We start from the raw sequence: 17886 nt of genomic DNA, 5'->3' as shown, positions 1-17886 counted from the left end.
CATCCTGGAACCCACGTGCGGTCAGGGGTCGTTTCTCAAGGCTAGCGCCGAGATCGCACCACGTTCAGAGCGGCTGGGCATCGAACTGCAACCCGACCATGCGGCGGCTGCGTCCGCACACGGCACGGTGCTGAACCCCAACATCTTCCGGATGAACCTGTCCAACGACCTCGCGTGGACGACGGAAGGTGAACTATTCGTCGTCGGAAATCCACTGGGTGACATCGGCCGAACTACGCCGGATGAACTCGAACAATGTGCCACACAAGGAGAACTTCAAGCAGGCCCGCGGGCTCGACGCTATTCTCGGCTCCGCCGGTTTCGCCATCACCGGGTCGTCGCTCCACCGGATCGACGCGAAGAAGTGGTTCGATGCAGGCGTCGACGCGTGCTGGTTCGTCGTTCGCGTGGACCCTGCGGGGACGACGGAGTACACCACGTTCGTCCATGACGATCTGAATCCGCCGTCGGCGACGGCTCCACGTTTCGGCATCGTGGACGGCCGGCTGGTGTCTGACGTCGACCGCTACCAACTCGTGCGCGACGGAGACGGCACCTCTGGCGCTATCTCCACTCCCATGCGACAGTGCTCGACGCACGGAAGTCCTCGATCTACCGCAACCGCCCACGTTTCTCCGTGTTCGGCCACGGCAGCTATACCTACACGCCCTACAAGGTCGCCATCTCGGGCCTGCACAAAGAGCCGGCCTTCCGGCTGGTCGCACCGATCGCGGAGCACCCGGTGGTGCTCGACGACACCTGCTACTTCCTGCCGTTCGACGACGCCACCGAAGCCGCCCTGACGTGGGCGATCCGCACCAGCCGGGCCAGCACCGATCTGATCCAGTCGCTGGTGTTCTGGGATGCGAAACGGCCGATCAACAAACGGATCCTCTCCCGGATCGAGCTGTTCAAGCTGCCGTTCGACCAGCTCGACGTCGTGGAGGCGGCCGCCAAGGAGGCGGCCCGGATGGGCATCCCGTTCGACGAGCGGAGAGTGCACGGTTTCTTCGACCAGGCCGGCCCCCGCACGGCTCCGTTCTTGTTCGGCGGCGCGGCGTCCTGACCGGCCCAGACCTGCGGCGAGTTGTGCCAGCGATGGCTACTCGGTCTCTCCGCCTTCGGTGACCACGTATCCCACGAGTTCGTCGAGCATCTCTTCGACGTCGACCCCCGACGTCGTGGCGACGGCGCGGGTGAGGTCAGCGGTGAGGAACACCAGCTCTTGCACCACGTGCACGTCGACGCCGCCGTGGTCGTTGGTCAGCAGGTCGATGGACAACTGCGCGGGCTCGTCGCGAATACACAGTCGGACGAGCGCCAGAGCGGCGAGTTGAGCAGCAGTGACGTCGGTCTCGCGCTCGATCCCGCGGTCGTCGCCCGACGGCTGGTGGTCGGTCACCGCTGCTCACCACCGGCGTCGGAGACCGCACCCCGGACAAGTCCGTCGAGGATCTCCTCTGATTCGGTGCCAGAGATGTCGGAGAGGGTGTGAACCAGGTTGGCCGCGAGATTGACCAACTCCTGGATAACCCCGATGTCGATGGATCCATCGTCGTCGGTCAGCAGGTCGACGGAGAGGTGAGCCGGCTCGTCCCGGATGCACAGGCGCACCAGAGCCAGCGCAGCCAGCTGCGTCGCCGTGATGTCGGCCGGCTCGATGCCGCGATCGTCGCCGGAAGACTGGTGGTCCGTCATGGTTCCTACTCGTCGGGCGGTCTCTTTCGAGTGTCCATCAAACACGTTGGTTCATACCATGAATTGCTGACGTGCGGCACAACGATCACGCTACTCGGCGGCGGGCTGGAACCACCGGTACGTGTGGGCGCCGAGCTTCAGCGGCCCGTTCTCCTGCCGGCCGGAGAAGACGTCCACCCGGGCTGCCCAACGCGGTGGGGGGTCAAGGGCGACCACCTGATCGGAGACATTGGTGACGCACCAGACCTCACTGCCGCGGTGCCGCCGGATCACGGAGAACACCCGTGGGTCCAGCGGCTCGACGTGATGGGGCGTGTAGGGGTCGAACGCGTCGTTGGCTCGACGGGCCCGCAGGAGGCGGCGGTGTCCAGCGACGACGCGGGCCCGCAAGCCGTCGGGATCACCGAGTTCGGTGCGCAACGGTCCGAGCGACAGCCGCTCCCGATTGATCGACCGCTTCTCACCGGTCCGTTCCGGGCCGGCCAGCCACGATCTGGACCCGAGGTGGCTGTGGATGTACACCCCCGGCACACCTTGCAGTGCGAACTGGATCGACGCCGCCGCCAGCAGCCGCTGGGCCAGCTCAGGGACAGGATCGGCAGCACCACCGGCGAGGATGTCGACCAGTCCGATGTTGAGCTCGTACGGCACCGTCGATCCGTCGCTCGTGGTCCGGCCGGACCAGTCGCCGCCGCGGTCCCGGGCTCTCCGGGCCAACTCCTTGACCCGCTCGGGGCCCAGGATGGGATAGGCCGGGGTCATGCCGATTCCGTCGTGCGACGCGAGGAAGTTGAAGAACGTCGTCTCTCCGGATGTGGCGAGTGTGGCTGCCCACGCGGATAGGTCTGCCGCGCTGCCGCGGGCGAACGCATCCACCACCAGCGGTGGCAGCGAGAAGTTGTACACCATCTGTGCCTCGCCGTGACCGTCGCCGAAGTAGGAGATGTTGTCCTCGTGCGGCACGTTGGTCTCGGTCACGATCTGGGCGTCGGGTGCGATCCGGTCCAGGAAGGCCCGGATCAGCTGGACGATGGCGTGTGTCTTGGGATGGTGCAGGCAAGGTGTGCCGAGTTCCTTCCAGGCGAAACCAACCGCATCGAGACGGATCACCCGGGCGCCGTGGGCCACGTAGCCGGCCAGCACGTCCAGGACGGTCTCCAGCACCGCGGGTTCCGAGAAGTTCAGGTCCACTTGATCGGGCGAGAACGTCGTCCATACGTGTGCCGGTCCGTCGGCGGTGTCGTATCGAGTCAGTAGGGGATGGGTGCGCGGCCGGAAAACGGCGCGTAGATCAGTGCCGGGATCGACGGTGTGGAACCACTCCGAATATCGGGAATCCCCGGCGAGAAAACTCTGGAACCAATCAGAGGCCGACGACACGTGGTTGAGCACGAGGTCGACCATCAGGCGCCGGCGTGCACCCAGCGCGGAGATGTCGTCCCAGGATCCGTGCGCCGGGTCTACTGAGGTGAAGTCCACGATGGAGAAACCGCCGTCCCCCGACGCGGGGAAGAACGGCAACAGGTGCAGATGGGTGTACTCGTCCGCGTGCTCGGCGACGATCTTCCCGAGGGTCCGCAGCGGCGGGGCCCCGGCATCGTCGCGGACGGTGTCGGCGTAGCTGATGAGCACGGCGTCCGCGCTGGTGAAGCGGCGCCGGCCGGGAGCACCTGCGGCCGGCGGGTGACGTTGCTCGATGCGGTGGCCAAGTTCGTCGGCCGCTTGCTCGTCGTAGATGTAGGTCAGCAGGGAACGAACGCGGTCCGTCGCCGTGGTCATGTCATGAGGCCTTGAGTCTGGGTGTGGTGTTCGGTCAACAGTGTGTCCATGTCCACCGTGTTCAGCCGGCCGTCCTCGACGATTCGGCGGCCCTGCACCCACGAGTGGTCGACGGTCGCGACGGCGCAGAAGACCAGCGCCGCCACGGGATCGTGTACGCCGGCAAACGCTGGTCGGCGCAGGTCGACGGCGACGATGTCGGCGGCCTTGCCGGCTTCGATGGACCCGATGTCGTCGCGGGCCAGAACCTCGGCGCCACCACGAGTGGCCAGGCGGAGGACGTCCCGGGCCCCCAGCAAGGTGGGAGTGTCGGCGCCCGGGCCCAGTGCCTCGGCTACCCGCGCGACCAGCATCGCCTGCCGTGCCTCCGCTAGTAGGTGCCCGGTGTCGTTGGACGCCGATCCGTCGACCCCGAGTCCTACCGGGACCCCGGCGGCGCTCAGCGCACGCAACGGAGCGATACCCGACCCGAGCCGCATGTTGGACGTCGGGCAGTGGGCGACCCCGGTGTGGGTTTCCGCCAACCGCGCGATCTCCGCGGTCTCCAGGTGCACCGCGTGCGCGAACCAGACGTCGCGACCAGCCAATCCGAGTGCGCTCAGATGGTCCAGTGGACGACGGCCCGTCGCCGCGAGGCAGCGTTCCGCCTCGCCCGGTGTCTCGGCCAGGTGGGTGTGCAGGCCGATGCCGAGTTCACGGGCCAGATCGGCCAGCTCTCGTAATGCACCGGCCGGCATCGACAGCACCGCGGCCGGCCCGGCGCAGACTCGCAGCGACGAACCGGGCTCGGGGTCGTGATACTCCGCGACGGCGTGTTCGACGGCGGCCAGCACGGCATCGTCCTGCTCGGTCAGCGGATCCGGCAACACGCTGCGACCGCTACCTTGCGTGATGGCACCGCGGGTCAGGTGCGCCCGCAGGCCCACCGGCCCGATCCCCTCGACCAGGTCGTCGATGCGGCAGCCGTTCGGCCACACGTAGTGGTGATCGGCCACCGTGGTACATCCGGACAGGGCAAGCTCGGCTGCCCCCAACCGGCTGGCCACCCGGATGGCGTCCGGAGTGAGCCGCTCCCAGAGCGGGAAGAGCGCCCGCAGCCAGCCGATCAACTCGGCGTCCTGGGCCGCCGGCACCGCCCGGGCTAGGGTCTGCCACAGGTGATGGTGGGTGTTGACCAAGCCGGGCAGCACCACGTGCCCGGACAGATCGACCGACTCGTCCGCGACGCCGGACACCTCGGTTGAGGTGCCGACCTGCTCGATCCAGCCGTCGCGGATGAACACGGCGCCGTCCCGGATCTCCGGTCCAGCCATGGTGGCCAAGACGTCGATCGAATGCAGCCGGAGGGTCGTCATCGGCTCACCTCACCTGCCCGTTGACTAAGTTCAGGATGGCCCGCCCCGACAACACCCGACGAAGGTTCTCCGCGACCAGTTCGTGCAGCCGGGCCCGGACCTGCGCGGTACGCGCGGCGACGTGTGGACTGAGCAGGACTTGGTGGCTGCGTCTGAGCGGCGAGTCCGGTGCGAGTGGTTCCACGGCGAAGACGTCGAGGGCGGCCCGCCGCCGCGGACCGGCCTCCAGCCACGCCACCAACGCCGCTTCGTCCACCACCGCACCCCGGCTGCTGTTGATCAAGATGGCGTCCGGCCGCATCGCCTGCAACTCCTCAGCCCCGAGCATGCCGCGTGTCGCCGCCGAGAGCGGCACATGCACACTCACCACGTCGCTGCGGCGCAGGAGATCGTCCAGTGGTACCTGCCGTACTCCGGCTGGCAGGTCGACGGCCGGCCGGTGATGGTGTGCGACGACGGTGCACCCGAACCCGTCGAGCAGCCGCGCCACCGTCCGCGCGACGTTGCCCAGGCCGATCAGACCAACGGTCGACGCACCCAGCTCCCGGCCGGGCTCCGGGTCGGGCCAGCCACCACTGGTCATCGCCGTGTGTGAATGGTGTGCCCCGCGCAGCAACGTCAGCGCCGCCAGCACCACCCATTCGGCCACCGCCTGGCTGTTGACCCCGGCGGCGTTGGCCACCGCGATACCCCGAGCCGTGGCCGCGGCGACGTCTACGGTGTCCACGCCGACGGCGGGTTGCTGGATCAACCGGCAGCGTCCCATCGTGGCGATGATGTCGGCGGGCAACGGCCGCAGCCCGGACGGATCGGCGAGAACCACGTCGGCGTCCCGGACCAGCTCTTCGGTGGCCACTCCGCGGCCCGGCACCCGGACGTCGACCGGATGGGGCGCCGCCATCGCCGCTACGGCGGGTGGGTCGTAACGCCAGAGCGCGGCGACGATCGGCACGCTCATTCGGCGGCTCCACCCAACGGTTCGGCCGCCAACACCCGGTCCGGATCCAGCTCCATACCCAGGCCCGGCAGGGTGGGCACCTCGATCACCCCGCCCGTCGGTACAAGAGGGTGCGCCAGAAAGTGCTGGTACAGCGGCGCGAGCTTGTCCAGGTACTCCATCCGCGGGGTCAACGCCGGCGACGAGGAGAACGCCAGGGCGGCATTACATTGCATCGACTGCCCGTGCGGGATCATGACCGCGCCAGCCGCACTGAGCAGCGTCCCGATCTTGGCGACCTCGCTGATGCCACCGGCCCAATGCGGGTCGGGCTGGTAGACGTCGAACACCGCGTCGGCGGTCAGCGCCGCGAAACCCCACCGCCCGTACTCGTGTTCTCCGCCGGCTATAGCGACATCGCCGCCCAGGTGGTCTCGTAGCCGCCGATACCCAGCGGCGTCGTCGGTGTTCAACGGCTCCTCGATCCAGCACACCCGCGCATCGCGCACCGCACGAGCGACGTCGACGGTGAACATGACGTCCCACGAGCTCCACGCGTCGAGCATGATGTCGAGGTCTTCGCCGCCCTCGTCGCGGACGGTCTCCACGAGTTCGGCAACCGCGCGCACCCCGGCCGCACCGTCCGGCGGCCCCACCCGGGGAAACCATTTGATCCCGGAACCGCCGGCCCCCACCACCGCCCGGGTCGCGCGCCGCACGTCCGCCTCGCCCAGCCCGGTGCCCAGGGTCGACACGTAGATCGGCACCTCGGTGCGGGTGGGGCCACCCAGGAGCACGTGTGCGGGCACGCCGAAGTGCTGGCCGCGGATGTCCCAGAGGGCGCAGTCCACCGCGGACAGCGCCAGCATGCCGGCACCACGACGAGCATGGATCGACGAGCGGTAGGCCACGTCCCAGATCCGCTCCGTGGCCAGCGGGTCGGCACCGACCAACAGCTCCCGCAGGGTGCCCTGGATGATGTGCGCCTGGTCGGCCGAGATCTGCGCGGTGGAGCCGGTGATTCCGGCGTCGGTATCGACGTGCAGGAAGGTGCTGCGTACCTCGTACCGGTCGGGACCTAGCCGGCGCAGGTCGGCAGCGCCGATGCGGGCGAACTCGGGATAGACATCGGTCGGCCGGCGCAACCGGTCGGTCCAGAACGGCTCCGGATGCTTCAGCTCGCCGACGTAGGTGACGCACCGGACGTCGGTGATCCTCATCCTTTGACTCCCCCTCCAGCGATCTGGGTCAGGTAACGCTGCAAGACGGCGAAAATGATCACGACGGGCAGCACCATCAGGACCCCAGCGGCCATCAGGCGCCCCCAGTCGGTGGTGTACTCGCCGATGAGGGAGTACAACCCCACCGACAACGGCCGACGCGAGTCGGTGTCGATGAACGTGTTCGCGTACAGGAACTCCTCCCACACGTTGATCACGCAGAAGGCCGCGGCAGCGGCGATCGCCGGCACCGTGGGCGGCAAGACCACCCGCCACAACGCCGTGAACCGGTTGCACCCATCGATCAGCGCGGCCTCCTCCACCTCGATCGGCACGGTGAGGAAGTAGTTGCGCATCATCCAGATGCAGAACGGCAGCGCGAACGTCACATAGACCACGACGAGCCCAAGTTGGGTGTCGAGCAGCCCGGCCGTGCGCAACATCTTGTAGAGCGGGACCGCCAACAGCACCGCCGGGAACATCTGCATCGTCACGATCGCGATCAGCAGCATCTTCCGGCCGACGAACCGGAACCGGGCGAAGCCATACCCGGCCAAGACGGCCACCACGATCGCGATCGAGGTGGTACCGGCCGCGATGAAGAGGCTGTTGGTGAAGTACCGAAGGAACGGCGTATCTCGCAGACCCTCGTAGTTCTCAACGTAGGGCCGTTCGGGCAGCCAGTTCTCCGTCACCCCCTGGATCTCGCCCGGGCTCTTGAAGCTGGACAACACCATCCAGAGGAACGGCGCCAGCACGACGCCGAGGATCAGCACCACCAGCAGGTACAGCCCCAGCCGGCGCAGCCGGTGGCCGAATCTGGCCGGGCGTGGACGGCGGGCCCGCGTGATCTGGACGCTCACTTCCGCCTCCCCTCGACGATGTAGAAGTAGACGCAGCTGACGATGAACACGAAGACGAACAGGACGAACGCCACCGCCGCCGCCTTGCCGAAGTCGAATTCGGCGAACGCGTACCGGTAAGCCAGCGTGGTCAGGGTCTCCGTGCTGCCCGCCGGACCACCACGGGTGAACAGCCAGATGCCGGCGAAGTTGTTGATCGAGTAGGCGATCGTCAGGACGCTGGCCATGGCGATGCTCGTGCTGATGTGCGGGACGATCACATAACGGAACCGCTGGAAGGAGGTCGCTCCGTCGATCAATGCGGCCTCGCGGACCTCGTCCGGCACTGTCTGCAGCCCGGCCAGCAGGATCACCGCCACGAACGGCGTCCATTTCCACACGCTGACCAGGATCAGCACGGGAAACGCCCAGTCGGTGTCGGCGAGCCAGAGCGGCGGTTCGCTCATGATGCCGGTGGAGCGCAGCACGTCGTTGAGCGGTCCGGACGTGGGGTCCATGATGAAGCGCCAGATCAGCGCGACCACCACGGTAGGAACCACCCACGGGATGATGACGATGCTGCGCACCATGGCCCGAGCCCGCAGCCGCTGGTTGAGCACCGACGCGATGATCAACCCAATGGTCAGCTGGAGTACTAAGTTGGCGAACGCCCACACAGCACTACGCATGGCGGCGCCGGCGAAGGCGCGATCGGCGAAGATCTCTCGGAAGTTGCCCAACCCGGCGAACTCACGTGCGTCCGGGGCGGTAGCGACCTCGTAGTTCAGGCTGGTCCAGATCGCGTTGGCCACCGGGTAACCCAGGACCACCAGAAGAACGATCACCGCGGGTGCGATGAACGCGAGCGGCGTCAAGCGCCGGCCCAGCGGCGGCCGGTAGCCGGTCGCCGCTGGGATCCGGGTGGCGGATTCACGCACAGGTGTCTTCATGGTCATGCTCGTGCCCCGTCATGGAGTGCGGTCAGGGTCGGCGTGCCCGGATCAGCTGTCTCCGAGGATCGCGTCGACCTCGGCAGCGGCCTCGTCGAGCGCCTCCAGCGGGGAGGCCTGCTCGTGGATGACGCGGTCCCAGGTCTCGGCCATGACCCCCCACTCGATCTGACCCCAGTTGGGGATCGCCGGGCGGGCGACGGTGATCTCGGCCTGGGTGGCGAAGGTGAGCCGGACCGGATCGTCTTGTACGTAGTCGGTGTCGACGACGTCCCGCCGGGCGGACAGGCGGGCCATCTCCTCGACGACGACCTGCTGATCGGCGCTGACCAGATGTTCGATCAAAGCCCACGCGGCGTCGGGATCGGCCGAGTCGGCGGAGACGGCCAGCGCGTTGCCACCGAGTACGGTCGCGGCGCGATCACCCGTGGGTAGCGGCGCCACGGCATACTCGAGGTCGGGGTTCACCGCGTCGATGGAGCGGATACCCCAGTCGCCGATGGTCATCATCGCCACCTCTTCGGTGACGAACGGGCGTACGTAGTCGTCCCACGATTGCGTCACCGTGAGGAACGTGGGCGGCACCACACCGTGAACCAGGTTGAGGTCGGCGTAGAACTGCCAGGCCTCCCGCCCCGGATCCTGGTTGAACGCGGCAGCGGTCAGGTCTTCGGTGAGGATCTCGCCACCGTTCTGCCACAGCCACGGCCACCAGAGGAACGCACCGTACCCGAGCGCACCCATCATGAATCCGTACTGTCCGTCGTGGGTGAGCTCGAGAGACGTCTGCAACAGCTCGTCCCACGTCTGCGGCGGGCCGTCGATGCCAGCCTCGTCGAACATCCGCTGGTTCCAGAACAGGCCGACGTTGCCGGTGTCGTAGGGCACCGCGTACTGGCGGCCCTGGTACTGCCCGGAGCGGACGTTACCCTCGAAGAACTCACCGGCGATCGGCTGGAAGCTGTCGGTCACGTCGGCGAACAGGCCGGAAGCCCCGAACTGGGTCACCTGGCTGACGTCGAGCAGGACGACGTCCGGTCCACCGCCACCACTGATCGCCGTGGTGACCTTGTCGACCAGCTCGTTCGCCGGGAAACCCTGGAACCGAACGTCGGCGCCTGGATACTCTTCCAACGCTTGCACGAACGCCGAACCCGATTCGCCCCACGCGGTGCTGGCCCAGACCGTGACGGGTCCACCTCCGCTGCCGTTGCCCGCACCGTTGCCGGCGCCGGAGGCATCCGTGGTGTCGCCCGACCCGTCGTCGCCACCGCAGCCGGCGAGGGTGGCACCGGCGAGTGCCCCCACCCCCAGGCCCAGGAATCGGCGCCGGTTCAAGCTCGGTGTCCGGCGATGGCCGGACGGTGTGAACATGCCTGTCATGGTGGTGCCTCCTCGTGTCAGCGGGAAGCTCGGTCGCTCCCGGAACGGCTGGAGCCGGGGGTGGCGGATGATCCGCCCTGGTACGGGGGGAACTCGACGCCGGCCGCGGCGGCGAGAGCTGTCGTCGCCGCCGTCGCCTTCTCGACGAGTTCGGACGGGTCGACGCGGACCAGCCGTCCATCGCGGACGACGGGCTGGCCGTCGACGAAAACATCGGTGACGTCCGTGCCACCGGTCCGGTGCACGAGTGTCCACAGCGGATCGGCGACGGGCTGCAACCCGGGGCGATCCACCGCGACCACAACAACGTCGGCTCGATCTCCCACCCGCAGATCACCGGTGAGTCCGGCGATGCCGAGCATGCTGGCCGGCACACTCGTCGCCATCCGGAACGCCTGCTCGGAGCTGATTGCGCCGGTATGGCCGGTGGCGGAGCCTTGCGCGTAGATGGCCTGCCGCATCTCCGCGAAGCCGTCGGCCATCCCGTCGATGCCCAATCCCACTGGAACACCCCGGTCGAGCAGGTCACGTACCGGAGCGAAACCTTTGGCGAACCTGAGATGGTTCGACGGACAATAGGCCACTGCCGTGCCGGTGCCGGCCAGCAGCTGCCGGTCCCGCTCGTCGAGATGGACACAGTGGACGACGATGGTGCCCGGCCGCAGAAACCCGAAGGAGTGCAGGAGCTCCACCGGCCGCATTCCGTGTTCGGCCAGGCAGCGCTCAACTTCGGCCTCGGACTCCGCGATGTGTGTGTACAGCCGTGGCCCCAGCCGGTCGGCCGCGTCGACGGCGGCGCGGTAGGCGGCCGGCGTCGACTGACGCAGTGACACCGGGGCAAGGAACAACCGTTCGGCCGGCAGGATGTCGTCGATGAGCCGCGCCGCCTGGGTGATCGTGGTGTGGGCATCCTGGGCGACACCGGGCCGGCCGACGTCCATGAGCCCAACCGCCATCGACGCTCGGACACCTACTGACTCGTGCCCGGCCACGGCCGCCTCGACCATACCCGGCCGATGTACCGGGTAGATGTGGTCGATCACGGAGGTGACACCACCAAGCACCAGCCGGGCGGCGCCCATGGCCGACAACGTTCTGTAGTGTGCGGCCGTCGCCGACCCGCTGGCCGCGGCCGCCCGGTCGACGACGGCCGACAGAGTCAGCGACTCACCCGCACGGGTGGCCGGAAGCAGGGATCTCAGGTGGTCGTGGACGTTGACCAGGCCCGGCAGGACCAGCCGGCCAGAGATATCGACCACCGGCAGATCGGTAGCCGTCGACGGCGCGGCGAGCCGTCCGTCCGCCATGACGACGTCGGCCGTCGAGGTGCCTGCCGACGAGTCGAGCACCGTGCCGCCGACGAGCCGGGCGCCGGCTACCACCAGCCCTCCCGCACGGCCGTCATGAGGCCCGCCCGTCCTCGGCCAGCCAGCCCGAACTGGTCGAGGGTGCGTCCCTCGGCGAACAGGTCTCGTTGGACCGCGATCGACGTCAGGTGGATCAGGCTGTCGACGGTGGGGGTGGCGACACCTACCTCCCGACCAATCGAGGAGAACAGCACCAGCGCGTAGGGGACGTCCTCGGTGATGTAGCGGCTGGACAGCGCGTCCGGTCCACACTGGAAGGTGCTGTCGGCGAACGAACTGGCCCGCAACAATTCGTAGAACGACGGAGTGCCTGGTGGGGCGAACCCCTGCTCGACGAGGTAGTCGGCATAACGTTTGGTGTTGCGCACCCCGAGGGCCTGCCGCAGGGTGAACAGCTCCGCGTCGAGCGTCTCGATGATCCGGGCGACCCCCGGCGAGGCTCCCTCGCCCCACAGCAGCATCTTGCCGTTGCGGCTTTCAACCGTGCCCAAGTTGCAGATGATGGGCGGAACATGGTCGATGGCGTTGAAGTTGAGCAGCACGGTCTCCCAGACGCTCTCCGCCGGGGACATCCAAGACCAGATCGCCTGGGCCATGTCCACCAGGTCGCCGTCCGCGCCCAGGGATGCCACCAGTGTCCCGCCGGCCTTCCGTGAGGCGCTGACGACACCTGGTCCACGCACCCGCGCACCGTACGGAAGGCTGTTCGTCTCGCCGATCTGGACATCGGGTCGGCGGCCGGCGCGCCGCAACGCGTCGACGAGAACCAGACTGCCGCCACCTTCGCCCACCCACAGGACCCGCTGGCCGTCCAGCAGAACCGGCGCTAGCAGCTCGGCGAACGTGTCGTGGCCGAACGCGGGAACACAGACCACCACGAGGTCCGCGCCGGCCACCGCGTTGGCCGGGTCGGTACTGGTGGCGGCAACCGGGGCGGTGACCAGGCCATGCCACGGCGCCTTGAGGGTGACCTGTCCGGTACCTGCGACGGCCTGAACGGCGGTCCCGAACTCCGGGAGGTCGGCGAGGGTGACCCGGCTACCGTGCTGGGCGAGCTCGAACGAACAGGCCAGAGCACCGGCGCCGGACCCGAGCACGGTCACCTTTCCGGGCAGCGCGCCGTTCATGCGATCACCGCCTCGGCCAGCCGGGTCATGGCACCGGCGATGCCATCCGGATCGGTGCCGCCGACGGAGAGGATGACCGAGTCGACGCCACGGGCCGCCAACCGGTCCAGTTCCTCCCGGACATGCGCGGCCGGGCCGGCGATCCCGAACGCCGCGGCCATGTCGTCGGTCACCAGCGCGGCGGCTTGGTCGCGGCCCTCCAGCCGCAACGTGGACCGCAGCTGACGCACCTCGTCGCGAGGCAGGCCGTATACGTCGATCAGCTCGTCGGCGTAGGACCCGCCGGCCATCATCAGGCAGCGGGGCCGAAGCCGCGCATAGGCCGCCGCTTGGTCGTCGTCGACGTCGACGTCGAGCATCAGGCACACCTGCGCACCGCCGCCGGTCTTCTCCTGGACGTAGGCGATATGCCGGTCGGAGATACCGTGGGTGATCACGCCATCGGCGATGTCACCGGCCAGGGCGAGCATCTTCGGTCCACGGGCGGCCAGGTAGACCGGGGTCGGAGCGGCCGGCCACCGCAAGGCCGCACCACGGGCGCTGAACACCTCCCCGGTGACGTCCGCCGGGCCGGCCAACAGCTCACGCACCACCCGGGTGGACTCGGCGATCGCGGCCAGCGGCCGTTTGATGGCGATATCCATCTCCTGCGGGAACTCATAACCACCACTGCCGAGCCCGAGCACGAACCGCTGCCCGGCCAGCTCGGTGATGGTGGCCGCGAGGCTCGCCAGCAACGTCGGATGGCGCAGGAAGGGGCTGGCCACCGCGGTTCCGAGGGTGGCCGTCTCGGTGTGCTGAGCCATCAGGGCCAGGGCGACGGACGTGTCCCGGTTGTAGTAGTGATCAGCCAGCCACAACTCGTCGAAGCCCAGCTTCTCCGCGTGTGCGGCCAATCCGCCGACGCTGGTGATCGGCTGGTTCAAGGGGATGGTGATGCCACATCTCATAGCCGTTCGGTCTTCCCTCCTCGGTGGGCGGCGACCATCGGCAGCTCGCATACGAGGCCGGCGAGGGCGCCGGCCCGGTAGTGGGCGCTGGCGCGGAGGTCGTCGATCGGGGTGATGTCGTCCTGGATGGCCCGGGCCGCGGCGCCGACATCGTCGGGCCGCAGCGACCGCAGAGCAGCCTCGGCTCGAGTGCAACGCACCACCGTGGGTGCGACGGCGCCGGCCGCGAGCCGTACGTCGGCCAGCTCCGGACCGCTGCCCGGTCGGGTCCACGACCACGCGAGGCTCACCACGGCGATGGCGAGCGCCCGGCGGTAGCCGAGCTTGCGGAACCCGGAGTGGTGAACCGGGGCGAGGTCTACGTACTCGATCCACTCCCCTGGGGCGAGCGTGGTTCGCCCGGGGCCGACGAGGAGGTCACCGATCGGCACGTCACGCCGGCCGCCGCTGCCGCGGACACCCACGATCGCGTCGCATACCACCAGCGGCGGCACCAGGTCGGCCGCTGGAGAGCCATTGGCGATGTTGCCGCCGATGGTGGCGCGGTTGCGGATCTGTGGTGATGCGAACTCGGCGATGGCGTCGGCCAGCGCCGCGGGAACCGGCACGTCGGCGCTGGTGATCACGCTCAGCGGCGCGGTGGCCGACACCCGGATCGAGCCATTGGGCAACCGACTCACCGGCCGACGGCGGCCAGCCAGCCGGGAGAGGTCGACGAGGTTCACCGGGGCGGCATCGAGCCCGTGCACCAGCAGATCGGTGCCGCCGGCCACCGGCCGGGCGGTGGCACAGAGGCGGTCGGCGGCGGACTCAGTGGCGGCCGACAGGAGGATACGCCCGCTCATGAGTGAGCTCCGGTATCGCTCGCGGCAGTGAGCACCGCCGACACCAGCTTGGTGTAGCCGGTGCAGCGACACAGGTTCCCGGAGATGGCGGTCCGCACGCTCTCCTCGGTGACCTCCTCGGTCCGGCTCAGGTGTGCGGTGGCCGACACCATCACCCCGGGAATGCAGTAACCACACTGCAAGGCCTGGTGATCGACGAGCTGCTCCCGCAACCGCGCACCGGCCGGGCAGGACGCCAGCCCTTCGACCGTCGTCACCTCGCGGCCCTCGGCCTGACCGGCGAGCACCAGACACGAGCAGACCGGCTCGCCATCCAGCAGGACGGTGCAGCTGCCGCATTCACCCACGCCGCAGCCTTCTTTGGTGCCGCGCAGGCCCAGGTGTTCCCGGATGACGTCGAGCAGGCGGGCCCCGGCGTCATACCCGGTCACCGCGGTTCCGTTGACGTTCATGCGGCGACCACCCCGTCGGCGGCGCGCAAGGCGGTCCACAGGCGTTCCGGTGTGACCGGAAGATGCTGTGGCCACACACCGGTGGCGGCGCCGATGGCCGCGGCGATGGCCGGGGCCGTCGGCACAACGACCACCTCCGACATACCTTTCGCTCCGAACGGTCCGGTGCCTTCGTATCCGGGGACGAGGATCGTCTCGATGGGAGGTGTGTCGACCGCGGTGGGAACGAGGTAGTTCTCCAGGCCGGTGGTCACCGGCCGGCCCTCGTGGACGCGATATTCCTCGAACAAGGCGAAGCCGATACCTTGCGCCACCCCACCTTCGGCTTGGCCGATGGTGGCGCCGGGGTTGATGGCGACCCCGGCGTCGACCGCACACACAACACCATGCAGGCGGACCTCACCGGTGAGCCGGTTCACTTCGAGCCGGACCACCTGGGCTGAGCAGCCGTAGACGGCATGCGGCGCGTACTCGGCCAGCGCTTCCGGCGGGATCCGCCCGGGGTCGGCGACGTCGGGGAGTGGGAACTCCGCCTCGTACTCGGCCCGGCCGGCGGCCACGAGCTCGGCCGCGACCTCCTGCAGCGGACGGCCGGCGCCAGCTTCGTCGAGTGCGGCCCGCAACTGGGCGCAGACCCGCTCCACCGCCGCCCCACCGGCATACATGCTGCGAGAAGCGGCGGTGGCACCCGATTCCGGAACGAGCTCGGTGTCCCCAACGTGGACCCGGATCCGGTCGGCGGGTAGGCCCAGCACATCGGCTGCCACCTGCCGGTAGGAGGTCTCGATGGCCTGACCGGTGTGGTTCGGGCCGGCCCAGATGTTGATCTGGCCGTCAGTGGCGACGATGAGCCGCGCCCGCGCGATGTCGCCCCGGCCGCTGCCCATGCCGACACCCTTGATCGCCAGAGCGATGCCGGTTCCTCGCCGCCATGGTCCGACCGACCCTGCCGCCCACGCCTCGCGCTCGCGCCAGAAGGGGTGCTCCGCGGCGGCATCCAACGTCTCTACCGCGCGGAATCCATGGCCCACCGGGTGCCCGTAGAGGCTGTGCCGCCCGCCTGCTCGCAGCAGGTTGCGCCGGCGCAGCTCGGCGGGGTCGAGTCGGAGCCGCTCGGCCGCTCGCGACATCGCCAGCTCCAACCCGAAGGCCACCTGGGGCACACCAAAGCCGCGGAAGGCACCGGCATTGGCGTTGTTCGAGTAGGCCACGGTGCCGTCGAACCTGGCGTTGGGTGTGGCGTACGGTCCCACCGACATCTCAGCCGACGTCTTGAGTACATACCGTCCGGAGGTGACATACGGTCCGGTGTCCGCGATGGCCCGGCTGTCGATCGCGGACAGCATCCCGGCACCATCGACGGCGATCCGGACCCGCGTACGGTACGGGTGCCGCTTCGGGCCGGCTACCGTCGTCTCCTCCCGGCTGAGATGGAGGTGAACCGGACGCCGGGTATGCCACGCCAACAACGCGAGGTAGACGGGGACGGGGTCGTCGTTGCGGGAGCCGAACGCACCACCAACCGGGTTGCTGATCAGCCGGACGTCGTCGGCGTCGAGGCCGAGGGCGTGGGCGACCAGCCGCCGGTGTAGCCCTGGGTTCTGCGAACCACACCAGATGGTGACCTTGCCGAGATCCCATTCGGCCATTCCACCCGGTGTCTCGATGGCGACGTGTTCCTGCGCCGACGTCACCGTGTCCATCTCGACGACCAGCTCAGCGGTGCCGAGTGCGGCGTCGACATCACCCGACCGGAAGCCGATGGTGCCGGCGACATTGCCACCTGGGTGCAGCGACACCGACGCCACCTCGTCCGGGGCGGTCACCGGCCCGGAGACCACTGGCAGCGGTTCGTACTCGACCTGGATCAGCGCGGCCGCCCGCCGCGCCGTGGCCTCGTCGACCGCGGCGACGAGCGCAATCGCCTCACCGACCTGCCGCACGACCTGGTCGGCGAGCACGGGGCCGTTGGCCGGGTCCGACCCTAGGTGATTGTTGGGCACGTCAACCCCCGTGAGCACGGCGATCACGCCCGATTCGGCGACGGCACGCGAGGTGTCCACCGACCTGAGGTGGGCGTGTGGGTGTACCGACCGGTGTACGGCCGCCCACACCATGCCGCTGGCTCGGCGGTCGGTGACGTACGAGAGAGCGCCGGAGACGATCGCCCCGGCGTCGTCGGCCGGCACCGACCTGCCCACCATCGGCACCGCCGGGGTGGAGGTGCGGGCGGCGTGGGTGGTGTCGGGAGTGGTCATGACGGTGCTCTCTCGCCTTGCAACTGACGCACCACCACGTCGCCGAAGCTGAGCCAGTTACGTTCCACCAAGCCACATAGCGCGGCGACGTCGCGTGCCTGCGCTGCCTCGACGATCTGGTCGTGGTCATGGGCGGAGGCGTGCCCGGCGGCATCGTCGAACAGGGCGTACTCGTACCGACGTACCCGGGGGGTGAGCCGGTCCAGCAGATCGGTGAGCACCGGATTACCGGCCAGCTCGATGAACACGTCGTGGAACTCGGTGTCTGCCGCGATCATCGCGTCTTTGTCGCCGGCGCTCGCCGCCTCGAGGAGTTCGTCGTTGCATCGGCGTAGCCGATCGATGTGGGCAGGCTCCAGTGCTTCGACGGCCAGCCGCGCCGCGAGGGCGTGGAGGTGCGCGACCACCGGAAAGACGGCGGCGGCATCACCGGCATCCATCTTGGTCACCCTGGTCATCGCTCCGGGAACAGCCTCGACCAGACCAATGGCCTGCAGGTGCTGGAGAGCTTCCCGCACCGGCGTGCGACTGACACCGAGCTGCTGGGCGAGCTCGGAGTCATGGAGGCGCTGCCCGGGGGCCAGCGTGCCCGACACGATGTGCCCCTGAAGGACATCGAGCACGCGGTCACGCAGCGACACGCGGTTGAGCCGATCAAGCTTCACTCCTGCCACGAGCGGCAACATATCACATTCATGTGTTCTGCATATAGAGACCAATATA

17 protein-coding genes are annotated in these 17886 nt (G+C 68.7%); 1 reads left to right on the top strand and 16 read right to left on the bottom strand.

Annotated features, from left to right (window positions below; translation table 11 throughout):
• Positions 1-586: 586 nt before the first annotated feature.
• Positions 587-1066, top strand: a complete 480-nt coding sequence (locus G8760_RS05590; protein ID WP_166347672.1) for a hypothetical protein — start codon at positions 587-589, stop codon at positions 1064-1066.
• A 36-nt stretch (positions 1067-1102) separates the two neighbouring features.
• On the opposite strand, the gene G8760_RS05585 is transcribed toward G8760_RS05590, so the two are convergent.
• From G8760_RS05585 to G8760_RS05510, 16 genes are all read right to left on the bottom strand, one after another.
• Positions 1103-1402 (bottom strand): hypothetical protein, encoded by a 300-nt coding sequence (locus G8760_RS05585; protein ID WP_166347669.1) that lies wholly within the window; start codon positions 1400-1402, stop codon positions 1103-1105.
• A complete protein-coding gene (locus tag G8760_RS05580) occupies positions 1399-1698 on the bottom strand; it encodes a hypothetical protein (RefSeq protein ID WP_166347666.1) in 300 nt (99 codons plus the stop codon). The genes G8760_RS05585 and G8760_RS05580 overlap by 4 nt, the downstream gene beginning before the upstream one ends.
• Before the next feature lie 90 nt (positions 1699-1788).
• A complete protein-coding gene (locus tag G8760_RS05575) occupies positions 1789-3477 on the bottom strand; it encodes an alpha-amylase family glycosyl hydrolase (RefSeq protein WP_166347663.1) in 1689 nt (562 codons plus the stop codon).
• Entirely contained in the window at positions 3474-4832 is a 1359-nt protein-coding gene (locus tag G8760_RS05570; RefSeq protein ID WP_166347660.1) for an amidohydrolase family protein, read from the bottom strand. The genes G8760_RS05575 and G8760_RS05570 overlap by 4 nt, the downstream gene beginning before the upstream one ends.
• Positions 4833-4836: 4 nt before the next feature.
• On the bottom strand, positions 4837-5790 hold the full coding sequence (locus tag G8760_RS05565) for a 2-hydroxyacid dehydrogenase (protein ID WP_166347656.1): 954 nt from the start codon (positions 5788-5790) through the stop codon (positions 4837-4839).
• Entirely contained in the window at positions 5787-6989 is a 1203-nt protein-coding gene (locus tag G8760_RS05560) for an enolase C-terminal domain-like protein (protein ID WP_166347653.1), read from the bottom strand. Before G8760_RS05560 ends, G8760_RS05565 begins: the two co-directional genes overlap by 4 nt.
• Complete coding sequence (locus tag G8760_RS05555; protein WP_166347651.1) at positions 6986-7852, bottom strand: carbohydrate ABC transporter permease; 867 nt, start codon at positions 7850-7852, stop codon at positions 6986-6988. Before G8760_RS05555 ends, G8760_RS05560 begins: the two co-directional genes overlap by 4 nt.
• Positions 7849-8781 carry a carbohydrate ABC transporter permease gene (locus G8760_RS05550; RefSeq protein WP_166347648.1) on the bottom strand — a complete coding sequence of 311 codons (933 nt, stop codon included), beginning with the start codon at positions 8779-8781 and terminating at the stop codon, positions 7849-7851. The genes G8760_RS05555 and G8760_RS05550 overlap by 4 nt, the downstream gene beginning before the upstream one ends.
• A gap of 51 nt (positions 8782-8832) precedes the next feature.
• A complete protein-coding gene (locus tag G8760_RS05545; protein ID WP_166347645.1) occupies positions 8833-10164 on the bottom strand; it encodes an ABC transporter substrate-binding protein in 1332 nt (443 codons plus the stop codon).
• Positions 10165-10181: 17 nt separating this feature from the next.
• A complete protein-coding gene (locus G8760_RS05540) occupies positions 10182-11546 on the bottom strand; it encodes an amidohydrolase family protein (protein WP_166347642.1) in 1365 nt (454 codons plus the stop codon).
• Positions 11540-12658 (bottom strand): NAD/NADP octopine/nopaline dehydrogenase family protein, encoded by a 1119-nt coding sequence (locus G8760_RS05535; RefSeq protein WP_166347639.1) that lies wholly within the window; start codon positions 12656-12658, stop codon positions 11540-11542. Before G8760_RS05535 ends, G8760_RS05540 begins: the two co-directional genes overlap by 7 nt.
• A complete protein-coding gene (locus tag G8760_RS05530; RefSeq protein WP_166347636.1) occupies positions 12655-13584 on the bottom strand; it encodes an LLM class flavin-dependent oxidoreductase in 930 nt (309 codons plus the stop codon). The genes G8760_RS05535 and G8760_RS05530 overlap by 4 nt, the downstream gene beginning before the upstream one ends.
• Positions 13585-13604: 20 nt before the next feature.
• The gene (locus G8760_RS05525; protein ID WP_166347631.1) at positions 13605-14453 is read right to left on the bottom strand and encodes an FAD binding domain-containing protein; all 849 of its coding nucleotides are present in this window, start codon (positions 14451-14453) and stop codon (positions 13605-13607) included.
• Positions 14450-14905 carry a (2Fe-2S)-binding protein gene (locus G8760_RS05520; protein ID WP_166347628.1) on the bottom strand — a complete coding sequence of 152 codons (456 nt, stop codon included), beginning with the start codon at positions 14903-14905 and terminating at the stop codon, positions 14450-14452. Before G8760_RS05520 ends, G8760_RS05525 begins: the two co-directional genes overlap by 4 nt.
• Entirely contained in the window at positions 14902-17163 is a 2262-nt protein-coding gene (locus G8760_RS05515; RefSeq protein WP_166347625.1) for a xanthine dehydrogenase family protein molybdopterin-binding subunit, read from the bottom strand. Before G8760_RS05515 ends, G8760_RS05520 begins: the two co-directional genes overlap by 4 nt.
• Positions 17160-17837 (bottom strand): GntR family transcriptional regulator, encoded by a 678-nt coding sequence (locus G8760_RS05510; protein WP_166347622.1) that lies wholly within the window; start codon positions 17835-17837, stop codon positions 17160-17162. Before G8760_RS05510 ends, G8760_RS05515 begins: the two co-directional genes overlap by 4 nt.
• Positions 17838-17886: the final 49 nt, after the last annotated feature.

The organism is Phytoactinopolyspora limicola, assembly GCF_011320225.1.
GTDB classification, from domain to species: Bacteria; Actinomycetota; Actinomycetes; order Jiangellales; family Jiangellaceae; genus Phytoactinopolyspora; species Phytoactinopolyspora limicola.
This window is presented reverse-complemented; position numbering and strand designations above follow the sequence as displayed.